At 64.9% G+C, this 20,686-nt stretch carries 11 protein-coding genes; 9 read left to right on the top strand and 2 right to left on the bottom strand.

From position 1 onward, the window contains the following. Window positions 1-57: 57 nt before the first annotated feature. The 4 genes from RHODMAR_RS11040 to RHODMAR_RS11055 all read left to right on the top strand — a co-directional run bounded on the left by RHODMAR_RS11040 (window position 58) and on the right by RHODMAR_RS11055 (window position 3,768). Entirely contained in the window at window positions 58-1,707 is a 1,650-nt protein-coding gene (locus tag RHODMAR_RS11040) for an alkaline phosphatase D family protein (protein WP_042938781.1), read from the top strand. Window positions 1,708-1,728: 21 nt separating this feature from the next. Then, entirely contained in the window at window positions 1,729-2,571 is an 843-nt protein-coding gene (gene trhO / locus RHODMAR_RS11045; RefSeq protein WP_008714454.1) for an oxygen-dependent tRNA uridine(34) hydroxylase TrhO, read from the top strand. 2 nt (window positions 2,572-2,573) lie between these two features. Continuing rightward, window positions 2,574-3,449 (top strand): pseudouridine synthase, encoded by an 876-nt coding sequence (locus tag RHODMAR_RS11050; protein WP_008714455.1) that lies wholly within the window; start codon window positions 2,574-2,576, stop codon window positions 3,447-3,449. A 97-nt stretch (window positions 3,450-3,546) separates the two neighbouring features. Then, window positions 3,547-3,768 carry a hypothetical protein gene (locus tag RHODMAR_RS11055; RefSeq protein WP_008714456.1) on the top strand — a complete coding sequence of 74 codons (222 nt, stop codon included), beginning with the start codon at window positions 3,547-3,549 and terminating at the stop codon, window positions 3,766-3,768. Window positions 3,769-3,865: 97 nt separating this feature from the next. On the opposite strand, the gene RHODMAR_RS11060 is transcribed toward RHODMAR_RS11055, so the two are convergent. Continuing rightward, window positions 3,866-9,343 (bottom strand): ATP-binding protein, encoded by a 5,478-nt coding sequence (locus RHODMAR_RS11060; RefSeq protein WP_008714457.1) that lies wholly within the window; start codon window positions 9,341-9,343, stop codon window positions 3,866-3,868. 384 nt (window positions 9,344-9,727) lie between these two features. After that, a complete protein-coding gene (locus tag RHODMAR_RS11065) occupies window positions 9,728-10,402 on the bottom strand; it encodes a TetR/AcrR family transcriptional regulator (RefSeq protein WP_008714458.1) in 675 nt (224 codons plus the stop codon). Window positions 10,403-10,694: 292 nt separating this feature from the next. On the opposite strand from RHODMAR_RS11065, the gene RHODMAR_RS11070 reads away from it, so the two are divergent. The 5 genes from RHODMAR_RS11070 to RHODMAR_RS26965 all read left to right on the top strand — a co-directional run bounded on the left by RHODMAR_RS11070 (window position 10,695) and on the right by RHODMAR_RS26965 (window position 20,380). Further along, window positions 10,695-15,821: an AAA domain-containing protein gene (locus RHODMAR_RS11070; protein ID WP_008714459.1), complete on the top strand. Its 5,127-nt coding sequence runs from the start codon at window positions 10,695-10,697 to the stop codon at window positions 15,819-15,821. 31 nt (window positions 15,822-15,852) lie between these two features. Continuing rightward, complete coding sequence (locus RHODMAR_RS11075; protein WP_008714460.1) at window positions 15,853-17,058, top strand: metallophosphoesterase; 1,206 nt, start codon at window positions 15,853-15,855, stop codon at window positions 17,056-17,058. Between the two features lie 28 nt (window positions 17,059-17,086). Continuing rightward, window positions 17,087-17,926 (top strand): HAD family hydrolase, encoded by an 840-nt coding sequence (locus RHODMAR_RS11080; protein WP_008714461.1) that lies wholly within the window; start codon window positions 17,087-17,089, stop codon window positions 17,924-17,926. Between the two features lie 122 nt (window positions 17,927-18,048). Further along, a complete protein-coding gene (locus tag RHODMAR_RS11085) occupies window positions 18,049-18,597 on the top strand; it encodes an LpqN/LpqT family lipoprotein (RefSeq protein WP_008714462.1) in 549 nt (182 codons plus the stop codon). A gap of 373 nt (window positions 18,598-18,970) precedes the next feature. Next, on the top strand, window positions 18,971-20,380 hold the full coding sequence (locus tag RHODMAR_RS26965; RefSeq protein ID WP_051047949.1) for a plasmid pRiA4b ORF-3 family protein: 1,410 nt from the start codon (window positions 18,971-18,973) through the stop codon (window positions 20,378-20,380). The last annotated feature ends 306 nt before the right edge of the window (window positions 20,381-20,686 follow it).

Genomic DNA, 20,686 nt, shown 5'->3' on the forward strand with positions numbered 1-20,686 from the left:
TATGCAAAAGGCGCACGAGGGGTTGACGATCGACCGCCGATCGCATGGACTGACCCGATGCACGCTGATTCTGCGCTTTCCAGAAGGACGTTTCTTCGCTCGTCGTCGGTGGCCGTCGCGGTTGCCGGAGTGGCCACGACACTGCCTGCGACCGCACACGCGCAGGGCAGCGATCGAGGCTTTCTGCATGGGGTGGCGTCGGGAGATCCGTTGCCCGACGCGATCGTTCTCTGGACCCGCATCACCCCCGTTCCCGACGCGTCCCCGGGCTCGGGCGTGGGCCCGCAGGTCTCGGTCACGTGGCGGATGTCTCGTACCGCGGACATGGGTGACGTCGTGTCCTCCGGAACGGTCTCCACCGGCCCCGATACCGATCACACCGTCAAGGTCGACGTCGGCGGCCTCAGCGCAGACACCACCTACTTCTACGATTTTCGGACGAGCGATGCCGCATCGGCCGTCGGAACCACGCACACCGCTCCGTCCAATGATGCCGATATCGACGCGATGCGCTTCGGGGTCGTCTCCTGCTCCAACTGGGAGTCGGGCTACTTCGGTGCCTACCGTCATCTGGCCGCCAGGGGAGATCTCGACGTCATCGTGCACCTGGGTGACTACATCTACGAGTACGAGACCGGCGGCTTTCCGGGGCGCAACGGTGTGGTTCGGGTACATTCGCCCACCCATGAGATCGTCACCCTCGCCGATTACCGCCAGCGTCACGGCCAGTACAAGTCGGACCCGGATCTGCAGGCAGCGCATGTCGGTGTGCCGTGGATCTGTACCTGGGACGATCACGAGTCCGCCAACGACTCCTACGACGGCGGCGCCGAGAACCACACTCCCGCTACCGAGGGTGACTGGTACACCCGCAAGGCCAATTCGGAGCAGGCGTACTACGAGTGGATGCCGGTGCGTTCCGCAGGCACCGCGACCAACCGGCATCTGTATCGCAGGCTCCGGTTCGGCAACCTGCTCGAGCTCTCGATGCTGGACCTGCGTACCTATCGATCGCAGCAGGTGTTGCCGTTCAACGGTCCCGAGGTCGATTCTCCGAACAGGACGATCACCGGTGCCGACCAGATGCAGTGGCTCACCGACGGCATCGTGTCCTCGCCGACGCAGTGGAAGATCGTCGGCAATCCGGTGATGATCACGCCCACGCTGATCCCGCCGCTCGATCGCGATGCAGCCAGGGCGGTGACCTCGCTTCTCGGCATTCCGGAGGGCGGTCTGCCGTACAACGCAGATCCCTGGGACGGGTACACCGCGGATCGCAGGAAGCTGCTCGGTGCCATCGTGGACGCAGGCGTCGACAACACGGTCTTCATCACCGGCGACATCCACTCCGCCTGGGCGTGTGAGGTACCGCTCGACGCGGCGCGCTATGCGACCACAGAACCCGCTGCCACCGAACTCGTCGTGACGTCGGTCAGCTCGGCCAACGTCGACGATCTGACCCACACCCCGCCGCACACGCTGGGCCGGGTCGCCGAGGAAGCGTTCAAGGCGCTCAACCAGCACGTGAAGTTCGTCGACCTCGACAGCCATGGTTTCGGCATCTTCGAAGTCACCAGGTCGGCCGCTCGGATGGACCACTGGTTCCTCGATGCCAAGGAGGATCCGCAGACCGGGGTGTACTGGGGAGCGGGCTTCACCGTCGACTCCGGCACCCAGCGCGTCCGGGCGGCGGCACCACCTGCCTGACAACGCGCCATACTGATCGGTGTGGCTGTACCGAAAATCGTCCTGTTCTACGTGTTCACTCCGCTACCCGATCCCGAGGCGATCCGGTTGTGGCAGCAGACCCTGGCTGCATCGAACAACCTGACCGGACGCATCCTGATCTCCGAACACGGCATCAATGCGACGGTCGGCGGCGATGTCGACGACGTCAAGCGGTACGTCCGCGGCACCCGCAGCTATCCCGCCTTCGCGACGGCGGACATCAAGTGGTCCGAGGGGCTCGGGGACGATTTCCCGCGCCTGAGTGTGCGTGTCCGGGACGAGATCGTCACGTTCGGCGCGCCGGGTGAGCTCGAGGTCGGAGACGCCGGAGTGGTCGGCGGCGGCACTCATTTGAGTCCGCAGCAGGTGCACGAGCTCGTCGATTCCCGCGGCGACGATGTCGTCTTCTTCGACGGCCGCAACTCCTTCGAGGCCCAGATCGGCAAGTTCAAGAACGCGGTGGTGCCCGACGTCGAAACCACGAAGGACTTCGTCGCACAGCTCGAGTCCGGGGCCTACGACCATCTCAAGAAGTCCCCGGTGGTCACGTACTGCACCGGGGGAGTGCGGTGCGAGGTGCTCTCGTCGCTGATGGTGGCTCGCGGGTTCGAGGAGGTCTATCAGCTCGACGGCGGAATCGTCCGTTATGCAGAGACTTTCGGCGACGACGCCCTCTGGGAGGGGTCACTGTTCGTCTTCGACAAGCGGATGGCGATGAATTTCTCCGACCACACCGCGGTCATCGGACGATGCAGTGCATGCGGCAACCCGACGTCGCGCTATCAGGACTTCGATGGCGATGCCGGCCGCGGTCTGCGCTTGATCTGCCTCGACTGTGCCTGAGAATGCTGCCTTTCCGCGACGGCCTCGCTCCTCTCAGACTGCTGTTGCCGCATGGTGATTCGGCGACCACTATCGCGGAGTACCTCGAGCGTGAGATGCCCGACGATGACTGGCAACGGGCCATGGCAGCGGCAGAAGTGGTAGACGAGAAGAGCAGGCCGATTTCTGTGGAGAGCCGGTACCGTCCCGGCAGTCAGGTGTACTTCTATCGCGTTCCAGCGCAGGAGGTTCCGGTACCGTTCGAGATCGGAATTCTCTACGAGGACGACGATCTACTCGTGGTGGACAAGCCGCACTTCCTGGCCACGATTCCGCGTGGTCGGCACGTCACCGAGACTGCGACCGTGCGGCTGCGCAAGCAGTTCGACTGCCCCGACCTCACTCCCGCGCACCGCCTCGATCGCGCCACCGCCGGGGTGTTGCTCTTCACCAAGACCAAGCCTGCCCGACGGCCGTATCAGGAACTCTTCTCGTCGCGCAGCGTCACCAAGGAATACGAGGCAATTGCGGGATTCGATGCAGCACTGGAGTTTCCGTGCATCGTGCGCAGCAGAATCCGCAAAGAGCATGGCGTGATGACGGCGTACGAGGAGCCGGGGGAGCCGAACAGCGAGACGCGCATCGAGTTGATCGATGCGTTCGGGGATCTGGCTCGGTACCGGCTGTTCCCCAGGACCGGAAAGACGCATCAGCTGCGAATTCACCTGTCTGCGTTGGATATTGCGATTAAGAACGATCCGTACTATCCGGTGTTCACCTCCGTTCCGGCCGAAGACTTCACTCGGCCGCTGCAGCTCCTTGCCCGCGCCGTCGACTTCACCGACCCGTTGACCGGGGGACCGCGAAGATTCGAGAGCGCGCGAGCTCTCGAAAGCTGACCAGTCGGAATCGTTCGTTCGGACGATTGCGACTATTCGGACGCAGGGTTAGCGTGTCGAGCGAAACATGTCCGGATGAATCGAAGAGGAGAACAGCGTGAAGCGTCGTATCGCCGTTGTGTTGGGAGCCGCAGTCATCGCTGTGGCATCGCCGGCGGTTGCTGTGGCCGATACCGGGAGTGCAAGCACCGGTAGCGCGAGCGGTCTGTCGGCCCTCATTCGAGAAATCCCCAGGTTCTGGGAGGCATGCGGACTGACCATCTTCACCGGTCAGTGCACCGGTGTCGTCGCCACGGTTCCTCAGTACAACCTCCCCTGAATCGACAAACGCGCGCGCATTCGCCAGACGCTCACGGAATCGTTCACTATTCCGCGAGCACCCGGCAAACGCGCGCGCGTTTGCGAGAACCCAAGCCCTACGTAGCCAGCGACCGCGCCATTCCGCGTTCGATAGCCGCAACCAACTGCGGGCGTAGTTCGGCGGCCGGGACGATGTGGTGCACCGATCCGACGTTCTGCGCGCGCTGGATGTTGTGGATGGCCTCGAATTCGGCTGCGACCTCACCCAGTTTGGCGTTGCGGGCGTTTGCTCGCACGGTGGCGAGTTCGACGCGCAGGGCCGAGCGGGTGGCGTCGTCCTCGGCGGTGTTCAGCGCAGTCTCGAGTTCCTTGACGGTCGGATCCGCTGCGGTGCGGGCGTTGACGTCGCGGGTGAACACCACTGCTGCTGCCGGGGCACCGCCGAGTACGGACGCGAAGGAGCCTTCAACTGCGAGGACCTCCATGTTGTCGTTGAGCGCTCCGGAGAACACCACGAACGCGCCGCCGTGGTAGCGCGAGACGACGCAGAAGACGACCGGTCCGTCGAAGTTGACGATGGCGCGGCCGATTTCGGCTCCGTATTCGAGCTGGATGTTGCGTAGCGATTCCGGAGATCCGTCGAAGCCGGACAGGTTGGCCAGCACCACGATCGGCCGGCTTCCGCTGGCGGCGTTGATGGCGCGAGCTGTCTTCTTCGACGAGTTCGGGAACAGGGTTCCCGAGGTCCACTGATCGGGTCCGTCGGAGGGGAACCAGCCCTTGCGGGGGATGGCTCGCGATTCGATGCCGATGACGGAAACGGGGATTCCGGCGAGGTGGGCGTCGAACACCACGGAGGTGTCGGCGTCGGCCATGTCGGCCCAACGCTCGAGCACCGAGTGGTCCTGATCCACCACGGCGCGCATCACGGTGCGAATGTCGAACGGCTTCTTGCGGTCCGGGTTGGTGACCGAGGAGAAGATGTCGCCGACGGTGGTGAAGTCGCTCGACGGGTGCACGTGCGGGTAGGTCCGCACGTCGCGCTCGGTCGGGTCGGCGGTGGCTGCGCGACGCGGGAAGCGTTCTCCCGGAGCGGCATACGCGTGTTCGTAGTGCGCGAACAGAATGTCGCACGCTGCGCGCAGGTTCGGTGCCCAGTACTGCGCCTGGCCGTTGGGGCCCATGACGCGGTCGTAGCCACCGATGCCGAAGTTGTCCTCGGCCGAGACGCCGCCCGAGTAGTCCAGGGACTGCTTTCCGGTGAGCACCATTGCACTGTCCGGGGTCATCACCAGGATGCCCTTGGTGTGGGTGAGCATGGTGGCTTCGGCGTTCCAGTACGGCTGAGCACCGACGTTGATGCCTGCGACGACGATATTGATCTCACCGCCGGCCTGGGTGAAGGTGATGATCCGGCGCAGCCCGCGCGAGACCCAGTCCATGTTCTCGGTGCCCGATTCCATGGAAATCGTTGCCCCGGAGGACAATGCGAACCACTCGACGGGGGCGCCGAGTTGCTCGGCGAGGTCGATGGCGGCGACGATCCGCGAGCACTCGGCCTCGGCGACCGTGCCGAGGGCCTTGGTCGGGTCGCCGAACAGCGCGACGCGAGTGATGCCCTCGGGATACTTGGCGGTGGGGGTCGTGGCCACACCGACGATGACGCCCGCGGTGTTGCGGCCGTAGGGGCGATCGACGGGTGCGAGCACGCCGTCGGCGTCGAAGTCGTACTCGGTGAAACTGCCGCCGTTGCTGCTGAGCAACGGAATCAGCTCGTACGGGTACACGGTGCCGCGGGCCTGCGAGCGCTGGACCTTCTGGGTGTACTCGTCGAGCGGACGCATCGGCTCGGTGGGCGGCGGGGTCACCTTCGCGACGATGCCTGCACCGGATCGGTACGACAGGCGCAGAGCCACTTCCCGTGGCTTCGCGCCCGGGGTTTCGGCCAGTCGGGCGATGAGGGTGATCTCCTCGAGGCCGGCACCGATGGTCAGTGGCGCGATGTGGCGGGCGATGGTGGCGATACGGTCGGCGGGAACATTCAGTACCGGCCAGACGTAGAGCATCACGCGGTTGGCGTCGAGACGCTTCTTGCCGCGTCCGGCCTGGGCGCGGCGGATGCCGTCGAGGCAGGCCGCGACGGTCCGCTCGATCTCCGGTACCGCGACGATGTTGCCGGCCTCGTCCAACTGTGTTGTGATGCCGCGGATTTCGGCGAGGGCGACCAGTCTCTCGTCGGAGGGGTTGGCCTTGGACGTCAGGTGGAACAGGTACGTGCCTGCGCTGGCGGGCAAGCGAACGCCGTCGAAGTTCTTCAGGCGCCACAGGTCGAGTCGCTGACCGGTCAGCGGGTGCATGTCGCGGATGATGGTGTCCTCGGCCAGGGGTTCGGTTCCCTCGGCGGCGGTGCGGCGGTACGTCATCTTTCGGGTGACGGAACCGAACGCGGTCACGGTGACGCGTCGCCAGCGTCCGCTACCGGGATGCTCGGCCAGCGCCGCCTGCAACTGGTCCGACAGCGCATCGCCGTCGGCCGGGGCGTCCGGCCAGGACAGGTAGAGGTCCACGGCCAGGTTCTCCGGTGCGGGACCGGAGATGTCGTCGATCGAATGCAGAGTTGTTGCGAGGGAATCGAAGTCGGTGGCGGTCGAGATCAGTTGCAGCTGCTCACCCGCGAGCTCGAAATTGCCGGTGACGAAGTGCGTGCCGTCGCGGTCGAATGCCTTGACGTCTTCGAGGGTGCGGATCTCGTAGTACTGGCGAGTGATCACCTCGAGGAGCGCTCCGGGATCGGTGATTCGTTGTGCCAGTAGCTCGATCAGCGGTTCCGGGGTGGCGACGAGCGCGGCGATGCGGGCCGAGTAGTCGGCGGCGTCGGGGTTCTCGGCGAGGTACTGCAGGCTGCCGCGAACGCCGTCGTAGATCTTCTCGCGGGCGGTATTGATCTGTGGTTCGTCGAACAGCCGGAATCGCAGGTTACGGGCGACGTCGCCGATGACGGGGTAGCGGGCCTGGGTGGCACCGATGAGTCGTTCGAGTACCTCGGCCATCGCCGGGGTGGCTTCGGGCTGCGCCGAGCAGTCGCTGAGCCAGTGGCCGAGCAGGGCTGCGATGACCGGTACCTGGTTCTCCATGCGCTGCAGAGCGAGGAAGACGCGGTAGACGGCCTCTTCGAGCTCGGGTGTGCGGCCCTCGTCGATGGCGGCGTCGTAGTGCGCCAGTGCACGAGTGAGCTTGCCGCGGAACGATTCCGGGAGACCCTGTACATCTGCATCGAGGGACTGCATGAACGAGTGGAAGTGTTCGCGGGGGGAGTGGACGCGTTCGTCGGTGCTCTCCTCGTCCATGGTCGGTCGGTTACGGGAAAGTTCGCAGATATCGGCGAAGGTGTTCAGCAGCGACAGTTCGGCACCCACCAACTCCGAATCGTTCCGCGGAACCTCGGCGCGCAGAGTCTCGTAGGTGGACAACAGATTTCGAGCGCGGGCTCCGCTGACGTCGAACCCGGTGATCAGAGCTGCGAGTTCGTCGAGTCGGTCCAGGGCGCGGCGCTGCGGCGAGCGCTGAGCGGCGTCGTCGATACCGCGGAACCGAACGCGCGGTGCCTGCTCGGAGACCTTCTGCTCACCGGCCTGATCGACGCGCAGCAGTGCAGCACCTGAGTCGACCTGTCCGTTGACCGAGGCCAGTACCTCGCGCACGGTACCGGCATAGGGGGATCGGACGGCGGTTTCCATCTTCATCGATTCGAGGACGACGAGGGTCTGCCCTGCCTCGACCTCGTCACCGACGGCCACCGGCACTGCGACGACGACGGCGGGTGCCGGTGCACGGACCAGCCCGGCTTCGTCCTGGGAGATCTGGTGGCTGATGCCGTCGACCTCGACGAGGAAGTGCGCGGCTCCGGCGACGGTGACGACCGAAAAGCGGTGGTCACCGATGACCAGACGGCTCTCGTACGTGCCGAGGCGTTCGACGTCGACCTGCAGTTCGCCGATTCCGTCACCGTCGATGGTGTAACGGTGTGGTCCGGTCTGGCCGACCTCGAGCTTGTAGGCCTGGCCCTGGTAGTTCAACTCGACGGTGCGGCCGATGGCATGGGTGGCGCGCGGGCGGCCGCCGCGGGCGGAGCTGAGGAAGGCGGTACGTTCGCGGCCTTCCTCGGCGTCGTAGGCGTCGATGGCGGCGGCGATGACGGCGATGTCCGCGACGGCCGTCGGGCCGACCTGCGAGCCGGCCTCGGTGCGGTCGAGCCAGCCGGTGTCGGCGGAGGCGGAGATGACTTCCTCGCGGTCGAGCAGGCTCAGCAGGAACGACTTGGTGGTGGTGCCGCCGTCGATGACGACGGTGGTTTCTCGCAGGGCGTTGCGCAACCTCGCCAGCGCCTCGCTGCGGTCGCGGCCCCAGGCGATGACCTTGGCGACCATGGAGTCGTAGTCGGGCGGGATGACGTCACCTTGGGCGATGCCGGTGTCGACGCGGATTCCGGTGCCGAGGGGGAACTTGAGCAGCTCGACGGTGCCGGGTGCGGGGGCGAAGCCGTTGTCGGCGTCCTCGGCGTTGAGGCGGGCCTCGACGGCGTGTCCGAATTCGGTGGGGCACTCGCCGGGCAGTGCCTGGCCGTCGGCGACGAGGATCTGCAGCTTCACCAGGTCGATGCCGGTGGTGTATTCGGTGATGGGGTGCTCGACCTGGAGGCGGGTGTTGACCTCGAGGAAGGTGAAGATCTTCTGCTCGGGCTGGTACAGGTACTCGACGGTTCCTGCGCCTTGGTAGCCGGCGGCCTTGACCAGCTCGGCGGACGCGGTGCGCAGCTGATCGGCCTGCTCCCTGGTGAGCAGCGGTGAGCTGGACTCTTCGATGACCTTCTGGTTGCGGCGCTGGATCGAGCAGTCGCGTACGCCCGGTGCCCAGACGTTACCGTGGCTGTCGGCGATGACCTGGACCTCGACGTGGCGGGCATCGGTGACGAGCCGCTCGAGGAAGACGACGGGGTCTCCGAACGAGCGCTCGGCCTCGCCCTGGGTGCGTTCGAGGGACAGTTCGAGTTCGTCTTCGTGGAAGACTTTGCGGATACCACGGCCACCGCCGCCGGAGCGGGCCTTGATGATCAGCGGGTAACCGATCGCTGCGGCGTGACGGCGGGCGTCCGCGCGGGTCTCGACGGGTCCGCCGGACCACGGTGCGACCGGGACGCCGACCTTCTCGGCCAGGATCTTGGCCTCGACCTTGTCGCCCAGCAGACGCATCGCGTCGGCCGACGGGCCGATGAAGGTGATGTTCAGTCGAGCGACCAGGTCCGCGAACGCAGGGTCCTCGGCGACGAAGCCCCAACCGACCCAGACAGCGTCGGCACCGGACTCCACCAGCGCGGCTTCGAGTACGTCGTAGTCCAGATACGCCGAGCCGGTCGCCGGCTTACGCAGCGTGACGGCCTCGTCGGCCTGGCGGACGAACATGGCCCGCTTCTCCGCTTCGGTGTGCAGCGCTACGGTGCGGATGCCGTAATCGTGTTCGGCGTTGAGCTCTCGGACGGCTCGGATCAGCCGTACTGCTGCCTCGCCTCGGTTGACTACTGCAATCCGCTTGAACAACGTATCTCTCTTCGCTCGGTGTGGGCGCACCGCGTCGGTGCACTCTCGATGGAACGTGAATTGATGCCAGGCATGTCCGATTCTCGGCGGAAATGCGGCACTCCGATCGCCCTATTCTAACGGCAATGTGCCCCTGTGCACCGCCAACAGTGTTCGGCGTGAGTGTGATTGATCACCAACGGTCGAAATATATTCTGTGACAATGCATTTCGTGTCGGGATACTGGAGGAGATCGAGTGGCTCCGTGGTCGTACTCGTGAGTAGCGTTGGCGTAACGGGAAATTGGCGATTCCGTGGCCCTTCTAGCTACCGGCGAGTACCTTACCGGTGGGTACAGCGCGGTCGAATGCTTGTGGGCGCTCCGATTCGGAGAGCATCGAACGCTCATTCGGGGCCTCCGACGCCCGAGCGACCCAACTGCAGCGCGTTGACCCACAGTCTCGTCGCGGTCGCGAGCAGACCCTCGTAGTCTCCCGGCGCGTTGCCCCCCGCTGCGTCGACGACAAAGTGATTGAACGCCAGTCGGCTGATCATCGACGACAGGGCGCGCGAGGCGAGGAGGGGATCGAGTTCGGCATCGGCAAGGCCGCGGTTCTGCAGACTCTCGATACTGCGTGCGTTGCGTCGAACGAAGGCGTCGGCACGCTCGCGCCGCAGCCGTCGGAACTCGGGGTCGATGTTCGAGACCTGTTCGAGCAGCGCCATCAACTTCGCGTTGCGTCGATAGGCCTCGAAGTAGGCACGGTTGCTCGCAGCGATGACGGCAACCGGGTCGTCGTGCGGATCCACCCGTTCGGTACCTGGGTGCAGCATGTCGTCCCTGGCCTGCTCGAGCACCGCGGCCAGGATCTCTTCCTTGCTGGTGAAGTACGTGTAGAAGGTCCCGGCGGAGCATCGAGCCGCGTGAGTGATGTCGATCAGCCGGGAATCGAGGTAGCCACTGTCCTCGAAGACACGGCGCGCGGCCGCCACGAGAGAGGATCGAGTGCGCAGCCCGCGCGGGGTAGTCGGTAGCTCCCGATTCGGCAGCTCACGATCGGACTCCGGCGTCGCAGGCATTCAGTCTTTATACGTCATCGATCGCGCGGTTCCATGCGGATGAACCGGACGGCTGTCGACCCGGTGTCCGAGCGGCGTCATTCGGGGTGCTCGAACCGCTGCGAAGGAACTGATCGAGCAGGTCCGCTGTGGGGGGATACAGCGACCCGAGTGGGGTCTTTGTGACCCAGCACTAGAACGTATTTCCTGTTTCGAGGACGCGGTGAACAACTGCTTTTCAACGGCTAGTGTGGCCCGGGTGCGCAAGCACCGTCCTGAAGAGGACGGCCATTCGAATCTTTGTGGGGAAACTGTGACGGCTGCAGCTGCTACCGGTCGTGAACACGACGACGAGCTCAAGAGCAGGGTGCAACGCCTGCTGCGCTTTCTTCGCGAGATCGTCGAGGCGCGATCGAACCCGGTGCTGCGCTTCGACGACCACGTGCAGGTCGAGTGGGTGCATTCGGGTGATGTGCCGATGCAGCTCGATCCCAAGGCCAAGCAGGGTGGCGTGGTGCTTCGCGCGCCGCGTATCGCGGTCGACGAGCCGCCCGAGCCGCCTGCAGTGCTGTCGGGATGGCTCGACCCCCAGGTCGTCGCCGACAGCCGTTATCGCGAGCTCGAGCTCGCCGACGCGTCCTCGGCGACGTCCCGTAGGCGGGCCGAGGCGCAGGAATCCGATGCCGACTTCGACATCCGCAAGGCTTACGAGATCAAGAAGGCCTTCGAGCGGTACTCGGAAACGTGGAAGGAGTGGGCGCAGGAGGATCGGGACCGGCGTCCCCAGGCTGCGCTCTATCAGGCGCTGCAGTTGATGATGCAGGAGCTCGCCTCACGGCCCGAGTCCATCGAACTCGTGGTGGCGTCGGGACTGTTGACGTCGAGCAACACCGATCCGCAGCGCAGCGTGCGCACCCACCTGATCACGCAATCCGCCAGCATCGAACGGGACGTTCGAACCGGTGACTTGCTGGTTCGCCTCGCGTCGAGCACCACTCCTCGCCTCGAGGACAGTCAGTTGCTGACGGGATCGGACGAATTCGATACCTCGGGTTCGGTGGAATTGACCCAACAGTTGCACGATTCGGTCACCTCCCCACTCGGCGCCGGAGTCGAAGAGTTCCTGAGAAGCTGGGCTGCGCGGGTACCACGGCGCGAGATCGAGGTACTCGATCGTGTCGGACCGCCCGGAGCTCTCGGTTACATCGACGACGACCGAACACTGACCATTTCTCCGGCCCTCGTGCTCCGCGCTCGCGACTCGTTCGCGTTGGTCGACTACTACGAGCGAATGATCGCCGATCTGGATTTCGCCGATTCTCCGGTTCCGCTCGGGTTGGCGCAGCTCGTCGATGCCATCGAACCGGCCGATCGGATGGCCTGGCTCGCGCGCACCGGAGCGGGTGAGTCGGCTGCGCTGGTGGCGGATCCACTGTTCCCACTGCCGGCCAACGCCGAGCAGTCTCAGATCATCGAACGGCTCGGCCGCGACAGTGGCGTCGTGGTCGAGGGACCACCCGGTACCGGCAAGACGCACACCATCGCAAATCTGATGTCCGGGCTGTTGGCACGCGGTCAACGCGTTCTGGTCACTAGTGAAAAGTCACAAGCTTTGCGGGTCTTGCGCGACAAGCTCCCACCGGAGCTGCAGGAGCTCTGCGTGTCCATCACCGACCTCTCTCGCGGTGGTTCGGACGAGCTCAACCGCAGCGTCGCGAAGATCGCCGAGCGCAAAACCTCCTTCGACGAGGCCAGCGAGGTGCAGAAGATCGAGGCGCTGACAGCGCAGCGGAGCGCGGCGCTGGCTCGGCGGGCCGAACTGCTGGATCGAGTCAGGACGCTTCGTGAGTCCGAAACCGTTGTGCACGAATATGTTTCGGATGGCTACGACGGCACGGTCTCGTCGATTGTCCGCAAGGTCAAAGCGGCCGAGGCTGCTCACGAGTGGTTGCCGGGCCCATTGCTCGCCGATCGGCCGCCACTCGACGGTGTTCAGGTCGATCAGCTGCGTAGGTTGATTGCCACCTCCGCGGGCAGTCGCGAGCTGCGCTCACGCCAGATGTTGCCGCGTCCGGAGACGATGCTGCCGAACTCTGCCGAACTCGCCGCGCTCTGCCTGCGCGCGGGCGCGCAGACCGAGTCCGTCTCCCCCCAGGCCGCGAGCCTCATTGCGCTCCTCGACGGCGTGGAACCGACGGTGTCCGCGGAGATCAGGCAACTGTGCGGGGAGCTTGCCGCTCGTGTCCGAGCGGTCTCCGAACTCGATGGCTCCTATCCACGGCTGACCGATTCCGTGCTGTCCGGCGAAGCCTCCCACCTGTGGTCGCGGGTCAGCGGAATCGACGCAATGGTCGAGACGGCTGCGGCATCCGATCGCTACGTCGGTGCGCACGACGTGCAATGTTCGTCGAGTTCTCCGGGTGCGCTGGCGGCAATGGATGCGCTGGCCGGCGCGCTGGAGTCGGGTGTCGAGTGGAAGCCTCGGTTCCGTCGCAGCGAGGAACAGAAATCCGTCGAGGCACTCGGCATCGTCGCCACCGTCGACGGGCATCCCGCGACGACGGCCATGGCTGCGCGCCTGGTGGCCGAACATATCCGGGCACTCGACACCGTGCAGACGGCATCGGTGCTGCTGGCCGATCTCGCGATCATCGTCCCGCTCGACGGTACGCGTTCGATTCGCGTCAACAACGTGGCGCGGATCGCCGATCGACTCGGCCTGGTGTCGGCAGTGGTCGCCGCTCGCGATGCATTGGTGCACAGGCTGTACTCCATTTCCCCTGCAGCGCCGTGGATTCGAAGCCTGAGCGAAGCGCAGGAGATCGCTGAGGCCGCCGACGTCATCGCCGAACGCATCGACATCGATGCCGCCCGGGCCGAGCTCGAGGCGCTGCAGTTCGCGGTCGCCACTCGCATCGATGCCGGGCCGTCGCCCGAGGGCACGAACTTGGTGAGCGCGTTGAACACTGCTGATCCGTTGGAAGTGGCCGCTGCCGTCGCGGCGTATTCGCAGGCGTGCGCCGAGCAGGAGGATCAACTACGTCTCGACTCGATGTCGACCGCGCTCTCGTCTGTGGCACCCGCACTGTTCGACTTGGTCGAAGACACCGCTACCGATGCCGAGTGGGACGAGCTGAGCTGGCAGCTGTCCAAGGCCTGGGCGTGGCGTCGTGCCCGTGAGTGGGTGGGTGAGCAGCACCATGGCGGCCTGGAGCAGGAGCTCGAAGCTGAGCTGGCTGCCGTCGATACCGACATCGCTTATCTCACCACGCGTTTGGCTGCCGCCAGTGCCTGGCGAAACAGTCTCGAGCGAATGACTGCCGTCGAGGTACGTGCCTTGCAGACGTACCGTGAGCACATCTCCAGTATCGGATCCGGTGCCGGCAAGTACGCCGAGACATACCGCAGTGCAGCACGATCGGCGATGCGCGAGGCGCAGAGCGCGGTACCGGCATGGGTCATGCCGCTCTCGCAGGTGCTGGCATCGATTCCGCCGGTGCCGGGGAGTTTCGACGTCGTTATCGTCGACGAGGCCAGCCAGGCCGACATCACCAGCCTTTTCCTGCTGTACCTCGCGCCGCGCGTGATCGTGGTGGGCGACGATCGCCAGTGTGCACCCGCTGACGTCATGCAGTCCGGCACCCTGGAGGACGTGTTCGATCGGCTGGACGTCTACTTGCCGGATCTGCCCGAACACGTGCGTGCGACGCTGACGCCGAGGTCGAGTCTGTTCTCCATGTTGCGCACCAGGTTCGGTCAGGTGGTGCGCTTGCGTGAGCACTTCCGATCGATGCCCGAGATCATCAATTGGTCGAGCCAGCAGTTCTACGGAGACTCCCCGCTCGTTCCCGTCCGGCAGTTCGGCGCGGATCGCCTACCGCCGTTGCGGCACACGTACGTTCGCGGTGCGACCGTAACCGGAAAGAACGCATCACTGGTCAACCGTACCGAGGCCATCGCCATTGCCGAGCAGATCGCCGACTGCCTCGAAGACTCTGCGTACGACAACCTGACCTTCGGAGTTGTCGTGCTGCAGGGGCAATCGCAGGTGGACGAGATTCGCAACGAGTTGATCAAGCGAATCGGTATCGAACAGTGGGAACAACGGCGGCTACGGGTGGGCACGCCGCCGGATTTCCAGGGCGACGAACGCAACGTCGTGTTCCTTTCCATGGTGGTGGCACCCGATCAGAATTTCGCCACCCTCACGGCCAACCAGTACAAGCGTCGGTTCAACGTGGCCGCCTCGCGGGCACAGGATCAGCTGTGGCTCTTCCACTCGGTGACGGTCGACCGCCTCAAGCGTGCGGACCTTCGTAACTCGTTGCTCGGTTACGTCACCTCCGTCTCGCCCGCTCCCGCCGATCCGATGCCGGTGAACGTGTCGCGGGAGATCCGAACGGCTCCCTTCGAGACGCTGCTCGAGCAGCAGCTGTGGAACGACCTCGTCGAGCGCGGATTTCACGTCAATCCCGGTGTGGAAGTGAACAATCGACGTCTTGCTCTCGTGGTCACCGGGGAGTCCTCACGCCTCGCCGTCGAGTGCGACGGGGACGTGTTCCTGTCCACCTCGGCGCAGCGAATGGCCGATCTGCAGCGTGAGCAGGAGCTCAAGCGGTGTGGTTGGACGTTCTGGCGGGTGCGTGAATCGGAGTACTACCTCGATTCCGATGCAGCCCTGGAAAGTCTGTGGGCCACGCTGGCTCGTTTGGGGATAAAACCCAATACCGTTGTGGTCGATGGGCTCACGCTGTCGGAAGAGGCGTGGACCCCGGTCCCGCTCGAATCCTCGCAGTTCGACGATTCGGGTGCCTTCGACACCTCGACCGACGCCGACTCTGCCGTGCACCACGAATCGGTGCTGTCCCTGTGGAGCATGCCGCGGATCGAGATGCCGAGTAACGAGGTGATCGCGTCCGAGGCCGACCCCGCTGACCCCGAAACATCGGTGCCGACGCCGACCAACGGTTCCGGAACGGGCACGGGTGTCGGACCGGGCAAGGGTGTCGGAATTGGCAAGTCGGCCGGAATCGGCAAGTCGGCCGGAATCGGCAACGGTGTCGGAACCAACGGGTCAGGTGCGACGAACGGATCACGCACGTCGAACGGGTCTTCGACCGCGAGTCGATCCGCAATGACGACCGGATCCACATCGCCCAAGGGTTCCATGACGGACAAGCCTGCGAACGCCCACGGGAATGTGGCAAGCACCGAAGGATCTGCGCCCGACGGAACAGCCTCGCCCGAACGGGCCGAGCACGAGGTGCCAGCACCGGAGAAGACCCCGAGTTCGGTTGGTTCCGGCCCGTCCGAGCCACGCAAGGGCCGAGTGGAGACCGAAACCGGTGCCGGCCTCGAAGAACGGGGGGACGAGGGGATCGCCGAACACGAACTCCCGCTCAACGGAATTCGGGGTTACACCACCCGTGGTCGATCGTAGCGACCGTCCGAGCACAGAGGATTCATCGCCGATGACAGATCGACAGGCGCAGCACGAGGATCGGCCGACCTCACCCGAGTCGCCACGTCGGCGCCGGATCGTTCTGCCCGCAATTGTGTTCGGGGTCTGCGCTGTGCTTTTTGCGTTGCCGACGTGGACCGTCGTGTTCGCCGCCGCGCACTGGGCTCCGGCAGTGCGAGTCGGCGGCACCGTGCTCGCTGTCGCCGCGTTCGCTGCACTGCCCACCGCGATGTATCTGGGCCATCGGCCGGGCCCCGAGGGACGGCGCAAAGACGCCTGGGCGCGCATCGGGGACGTGCTGCTGGGCGTGGTGTGGATAGCGTTCGTGTGGTCGGCGCTGTCGCTGCTGCTGCGACTCGGGCTGTGGCTCGCCGGAGTCGAGGACCCGGTGCGGTCGCGGATCGTGTCGGTGACAACCGCAGTGCTTGTCGTCGTCCTCGCGCTGTGGGGTCACTACGAGGCGATGCGGACTCCGCGGGTTCGACACACGACCGTGCGGATCGATCGGCTCGGAGCTCGATTCGACGGTCTGCGAGTGGTGTTGGTGACCGACACGCATTTCGGTCCGATGGATCGGACGGCGTGGTCGCACCGATTGACCGATGCCGTCAATGCACTCGAACCCGATGTATTGGCCCACGTCGGAGACATCGCCGACGGCTCGGTCGATCGGCGTCGACAGCAGGCAGCCCCGCTGGAGTCGATGCTCGCCAGCGCAGCGCGGGTGTACGTCACGGGTAATCACGAGTACTTCGGCGAGGCGCAGGAGTGGCTCGATCATATGGAGAACATCGGGTGGAATTCGCTGCACAATCGTCATGTCGTGCTTCATCGCGGTGATGATGCGCTGATCATCGCCGGCGTCGACGACGCCACCGCGAAAGGGTCCGGCGCGCCCGGTCATGGTGCCGACCTCGACCGCGCACTTGCCGGCACCGATTCCACGATGCCCGTGCTGTTGTTGGCTCATCAGCCCAAACAGGTCGCCGACGCCGTTCGCGCGGGCGTCGACCTTCAGGTTTCCGGCCACACGCACGGCGGTCAGATCTGGCCGTTCTCCGCGTTGGTTCGCCTCGACCAGCCGGTGGTGCACGGACTGAGCAGGCACGGTGCTCGCACGCAGCTCTACACGAGCCGCGGATCGGGATTCTGGGGTCCGCCTTTTCGGGTATTTGCGCCCAGTGAGATTTCCCTCCTGACGTTGGTCGCAGGCTGAGGCTGCGGTACCTGGCAGAATCGGTGAGGTGAAGAGAACCGAAGAGGTCGTCGTTGTCGCCACCGATCTCGACGGCACGCTGTTACGTTCGGACCGAACGATTTCGGAGAGAACGGCGTCCGCGATGGCTGCTGCTGCCAGCGCCGGAATCGAAGTCGTGTGGGCGACTGCACGAGCGCGGCATTCCATCGACGAACTCGCTGCGTCCTGCGGATTTCGCGGGACGGCGATCGGTGCCAACGGGGCCGTGGTCCTCGATCTGGCCGGCGGCACCCCCACCATCGTCGCAACCACGTCGGTACCGGCCGAAACCGTCGCGTCGGCCAAGTCCGTCGTACGGGCTCTGGTGCCAGGGGTGGCCTTTGCGACTGTCGGAGCCACTCGATTCGTGGCCGAGGCCGGGTATGCCGAACTGTGTGTGTTCGCCGATCATCATCGGCATCCACACGAGATGGAACTTTCCGACCACGGTCTTTCCGCCGACGTCGAGTCGACGGTGAAAATCGTTGCTCGGCACAAGGATACGACCAGCGAGGCGCTGTACGAGCTCGTCGCCGCGGCCGGAGTGGACGGGGTGGAGCTGACGCACTCCGGCGCCCCGTACATCGAGATGTCCGCCGCGGGCATCTCGAAAGCCAGTGCGCTGCAAAAATTGTGCGAGCGATGGGGGATCTCGCCGGTTTCGGTTGCAGCAGTAGGAGATGCTCGCAACGATCTGCCGATGTTGGCCTGGGCGGGTACGGCCTTGTGTCCCTCGAATGCCGCGCAGGTGGTGCGCGCAGTGGCCGATCGCGTCCTCGAATCCAACGACGACGACGCGGTCGCGCGCTACCTGGAGGAACTCACCGCTCGCAGAGCCGAACTGTAACGTCTGGTCTGCTCGTTCCTGCGCTGGCCGAGAGGGTGCAATCGAGCACCTGCGAAAAGTCGGATCGACGCAGGTAGCCTCTGCCGTGTCAGTGAATCGTCCACCATCGAAAGGCCCATGCTGTGAACGACGTCCAGTCGCCGGAGCCGACCGAGCCCACCACGATCGCCGAGTACTTGAACGCACACGCGTTGCGGGTGTCCCCGCTCGACGGCGGCTCCGCGGCCGAACTCGGGATCACCGTGCCGGTTCCCGCCGGCTGGCAGACGCTCGATTCCGCGCAATTTCCCGGAGCCACTCAGGTGATCGTGGAACCGAATCTCGTCGAGAACGGATTCGCGCCCAACGCTGTGCTTCTGGTCGGCGCGCTCTCGCGCACGATCGATCCGGAAGCGCTGATGGCGTTGGGTTTCGGCGACGCACGCGCGATGCCGGGTTGGGTCGAGGCCGAAGCGAGCACGGCGTCGTGGCTCGGCTGGCCCTCGCGGTTCATTCGGGGTACCTACGTCGCGCAACAACTCGAGGCCGCGGTGACGACTCGGTATGTGCTGGTGGGAGTCGATACCCAATACTTGGTGCAATTGACGGTGACGACGTTGGCGTCCCAACTCGACGCATTGGCCTTCGACGTCTCGGCGATCAATGACGGTCTGACGACGAACGTCTCGTAGCCAGGATCTGTCCGATCGATTTATAGCAGCAGAAGATTGTTGCGATCGTCGACGTGAACTTTTCGCTTGGCTGGTCGAGGAACCAGCCGAGCGAGGGGGTGAAGCGTTGTGCGAGTAGTGCTGATGGGCGGAGCGTGGCGAACCGGTCGGGCCGTTGCCGCAGAGGTCGTCGACCGGGGCGGAGGTTGTCCTCGCTGTTCGACGCACGGACGGCGCGGTCACGGAACCGCACTCGACCACAGTGACGAAGAACCCGAGGGCACGCAAGGTCGGCACCGATCGTGGGTAGGCGATCTCGGTGGAGGCAGCATCTGTGGGGGAAGGCAGCCGCGATGCCTGTGTCCGACGCATCGGTCCGGCTAGGGTCGATCACATGTCGATGAGAACCGGCCGCGTCCGCCACTTGTCGGTGGTTCCGGATATGCCCGATCCCGACGAGTCGTCCGACGACGACGCGACAATGGCAACGGGGCGAGGCCTGGTCAACCTCGTGCTTCACGTGACGATGGACCACACGCGACCGCAGATCTGGCGTCGGGTGCGGGTGCGCTCGGACTTGTTGCTGTCCGAACTGCACTCGGTGTTGCAGCGCGCTCTGGGTTGGGAGGACCGGCATATGCACGCTTTCAGCGTCAGGACCGGCGGTGCGACGCGGCGATTCGAGATGGCAGAAGGCCTCGACGACGGCCCGGACGACGAAGCAGTGAGTGAAGAGCGAGTCCGGATCGACGAGGTGCTCACCTCACGCGGATCCGTGATGGCCTACGAGTACGACTTCGGTGATGGATGGACACATACCGTCGTTCTCGAGCAGATCGAATCCGATATCGATGACCTGAGATCCATCTGTCTCGATGGAGCGCGTGCGTGCCCACCCGAGGATTGCGGCGGGCCGTCGCATTACTCGCAGGGCCTGGAGATCGCAGCTGACCCGGCCGATCCTGAATTTGCCGCCCTGCTCAGGCGATGGGGTCCGGAATTCGACCCGGCCCGGTTCGACGCAGATGTTGTGAACAGGGCGTTGCACTCGCTGGATACGGGTCGATCGATTCTCGCCGAGACCGTGGCGACGGCACCTGCCGTGGGAAAACTCTTCGATCGCGTGCGACCGACCGAAGTGCCGTCGTTGATGGCGCTGCTGCCACGGTGCGAACTGACCATCGAGAGCTCGGTGGATCTACCGGTGGCGGAGATCGCGATGGCGAAGCTGACGTGGTTTCTCGAAAGAATCGGCGACGACGGAGTGGCGTTGACTGATGCCGGCTATCTCAAGCCTGCCCTCGTGGCGGCGATCCGCGACGAGCTCGATTGGGGTCTGGGGTGGGTAGGGACGAGCAACCGGGAAATCGATCACCACCAGGTGACCGATCTGCGTGAGGCCGTGCGGCACCTCGGGCTGACCCGCACGTCGAAGGGGCGATTGCTACGCACGAGGCTCGGTGCGCGCCTGGCCGGCGACCCGATCGGCATGTGGCGACATGCCGCTTCGCGACTTCCTCTGGGGAAGGAGACGTACGAGACCGACGCCGCGACGCTGTTCCTGATCTCCCTCGCAGCATCGGCCAGCGCGACGCATCGTAACGAGATGCTTGTCCAGACGGTGGCCGAGTTGGGTTGGGCCAGCGAAGATTCCGGTGTGTTCGATGCACAGTTCGCGGCGCAGGCGACGGTGAGCTTCTTGGATCTCATCGGTGCTCACGGCCCGCGCTTCTACTTTCGCGAAGGCGTATCCGATTCCCCGAGTTGGTCGCGCAGGTTCGCGCGCGATGCGTTGTTGACCTGAATCTGCGGTTGACCCGAATTTCGGGCCGAATGTCGTTCTGAAGCTGCTGAGGATGGGCGAAACGGGCGCTGAAGCCGGCACGAAAGCCGCTGAGCAGGCGATTTGCGTTGGTGTTGTTGGTGGCGTAACTTTTGTCGAGTCAGAGCGACGGACACCGACCTGGTCTTCACGGACTGGGACACGAGGTTGGACGTGTGGCCTGGCAGGTTGTATCCCCCAAGAGTCGGGCCTTGTGTCCGAGACCAAGCTGGGATACGCTGGAACAGTTGCCCTCAAGGCCTCCGGACGTCATGTTCGTGTGGTGTT

The organism is Rhodococcus sp. AW25M09, from assembly GCF_000333955.1.
In the GTDB taxonomy this organism is placed as follows: domain Bacteria; phylum Actinomycetota; class Actinomycetes; order Mycobacteriales; family Mycobacteriaceae; genus Rhodococcoides.

Coding starts and splice junctions, on each gene's coding strand:
- RHODMAR_RS11040 (WP_042938781.1), top strand. CDS start 58: ATGCACGCTGATTCTGCGCTTTCCAGAAGGACGTTTCTTCGCTCGTCG.
- RHODMAR_RS11050 (WP_008714455.1), top strand. CDS start 2,574: ATGCTGCCTTTCCGCGACGGCCTCGCTCCTCTCAGACTGCTGTTGCCG.
- RHODMAR_RS11065 (WP_008714458.1), bottom strand. CDS start 10,402: ATGCCTGCGACGCCGGAGTCCGATCGTGAGCTGCCGAATCGGGAGCTA.
- RHODMAR_RS11075 (WP_008714460.1), top strand. CDS start 15,853: ATGACAGATCGACAGGCGCAGCACGAGGATCGGCCGACCTCACCCGAG.
- RHODMAR_RS26965 (WP_051047949.1), top strand. CDS start 18,971: ATGTCGATGAGAACCGGCCGCGTCCGCCACTTGTCGGTGGTTCCGGAT.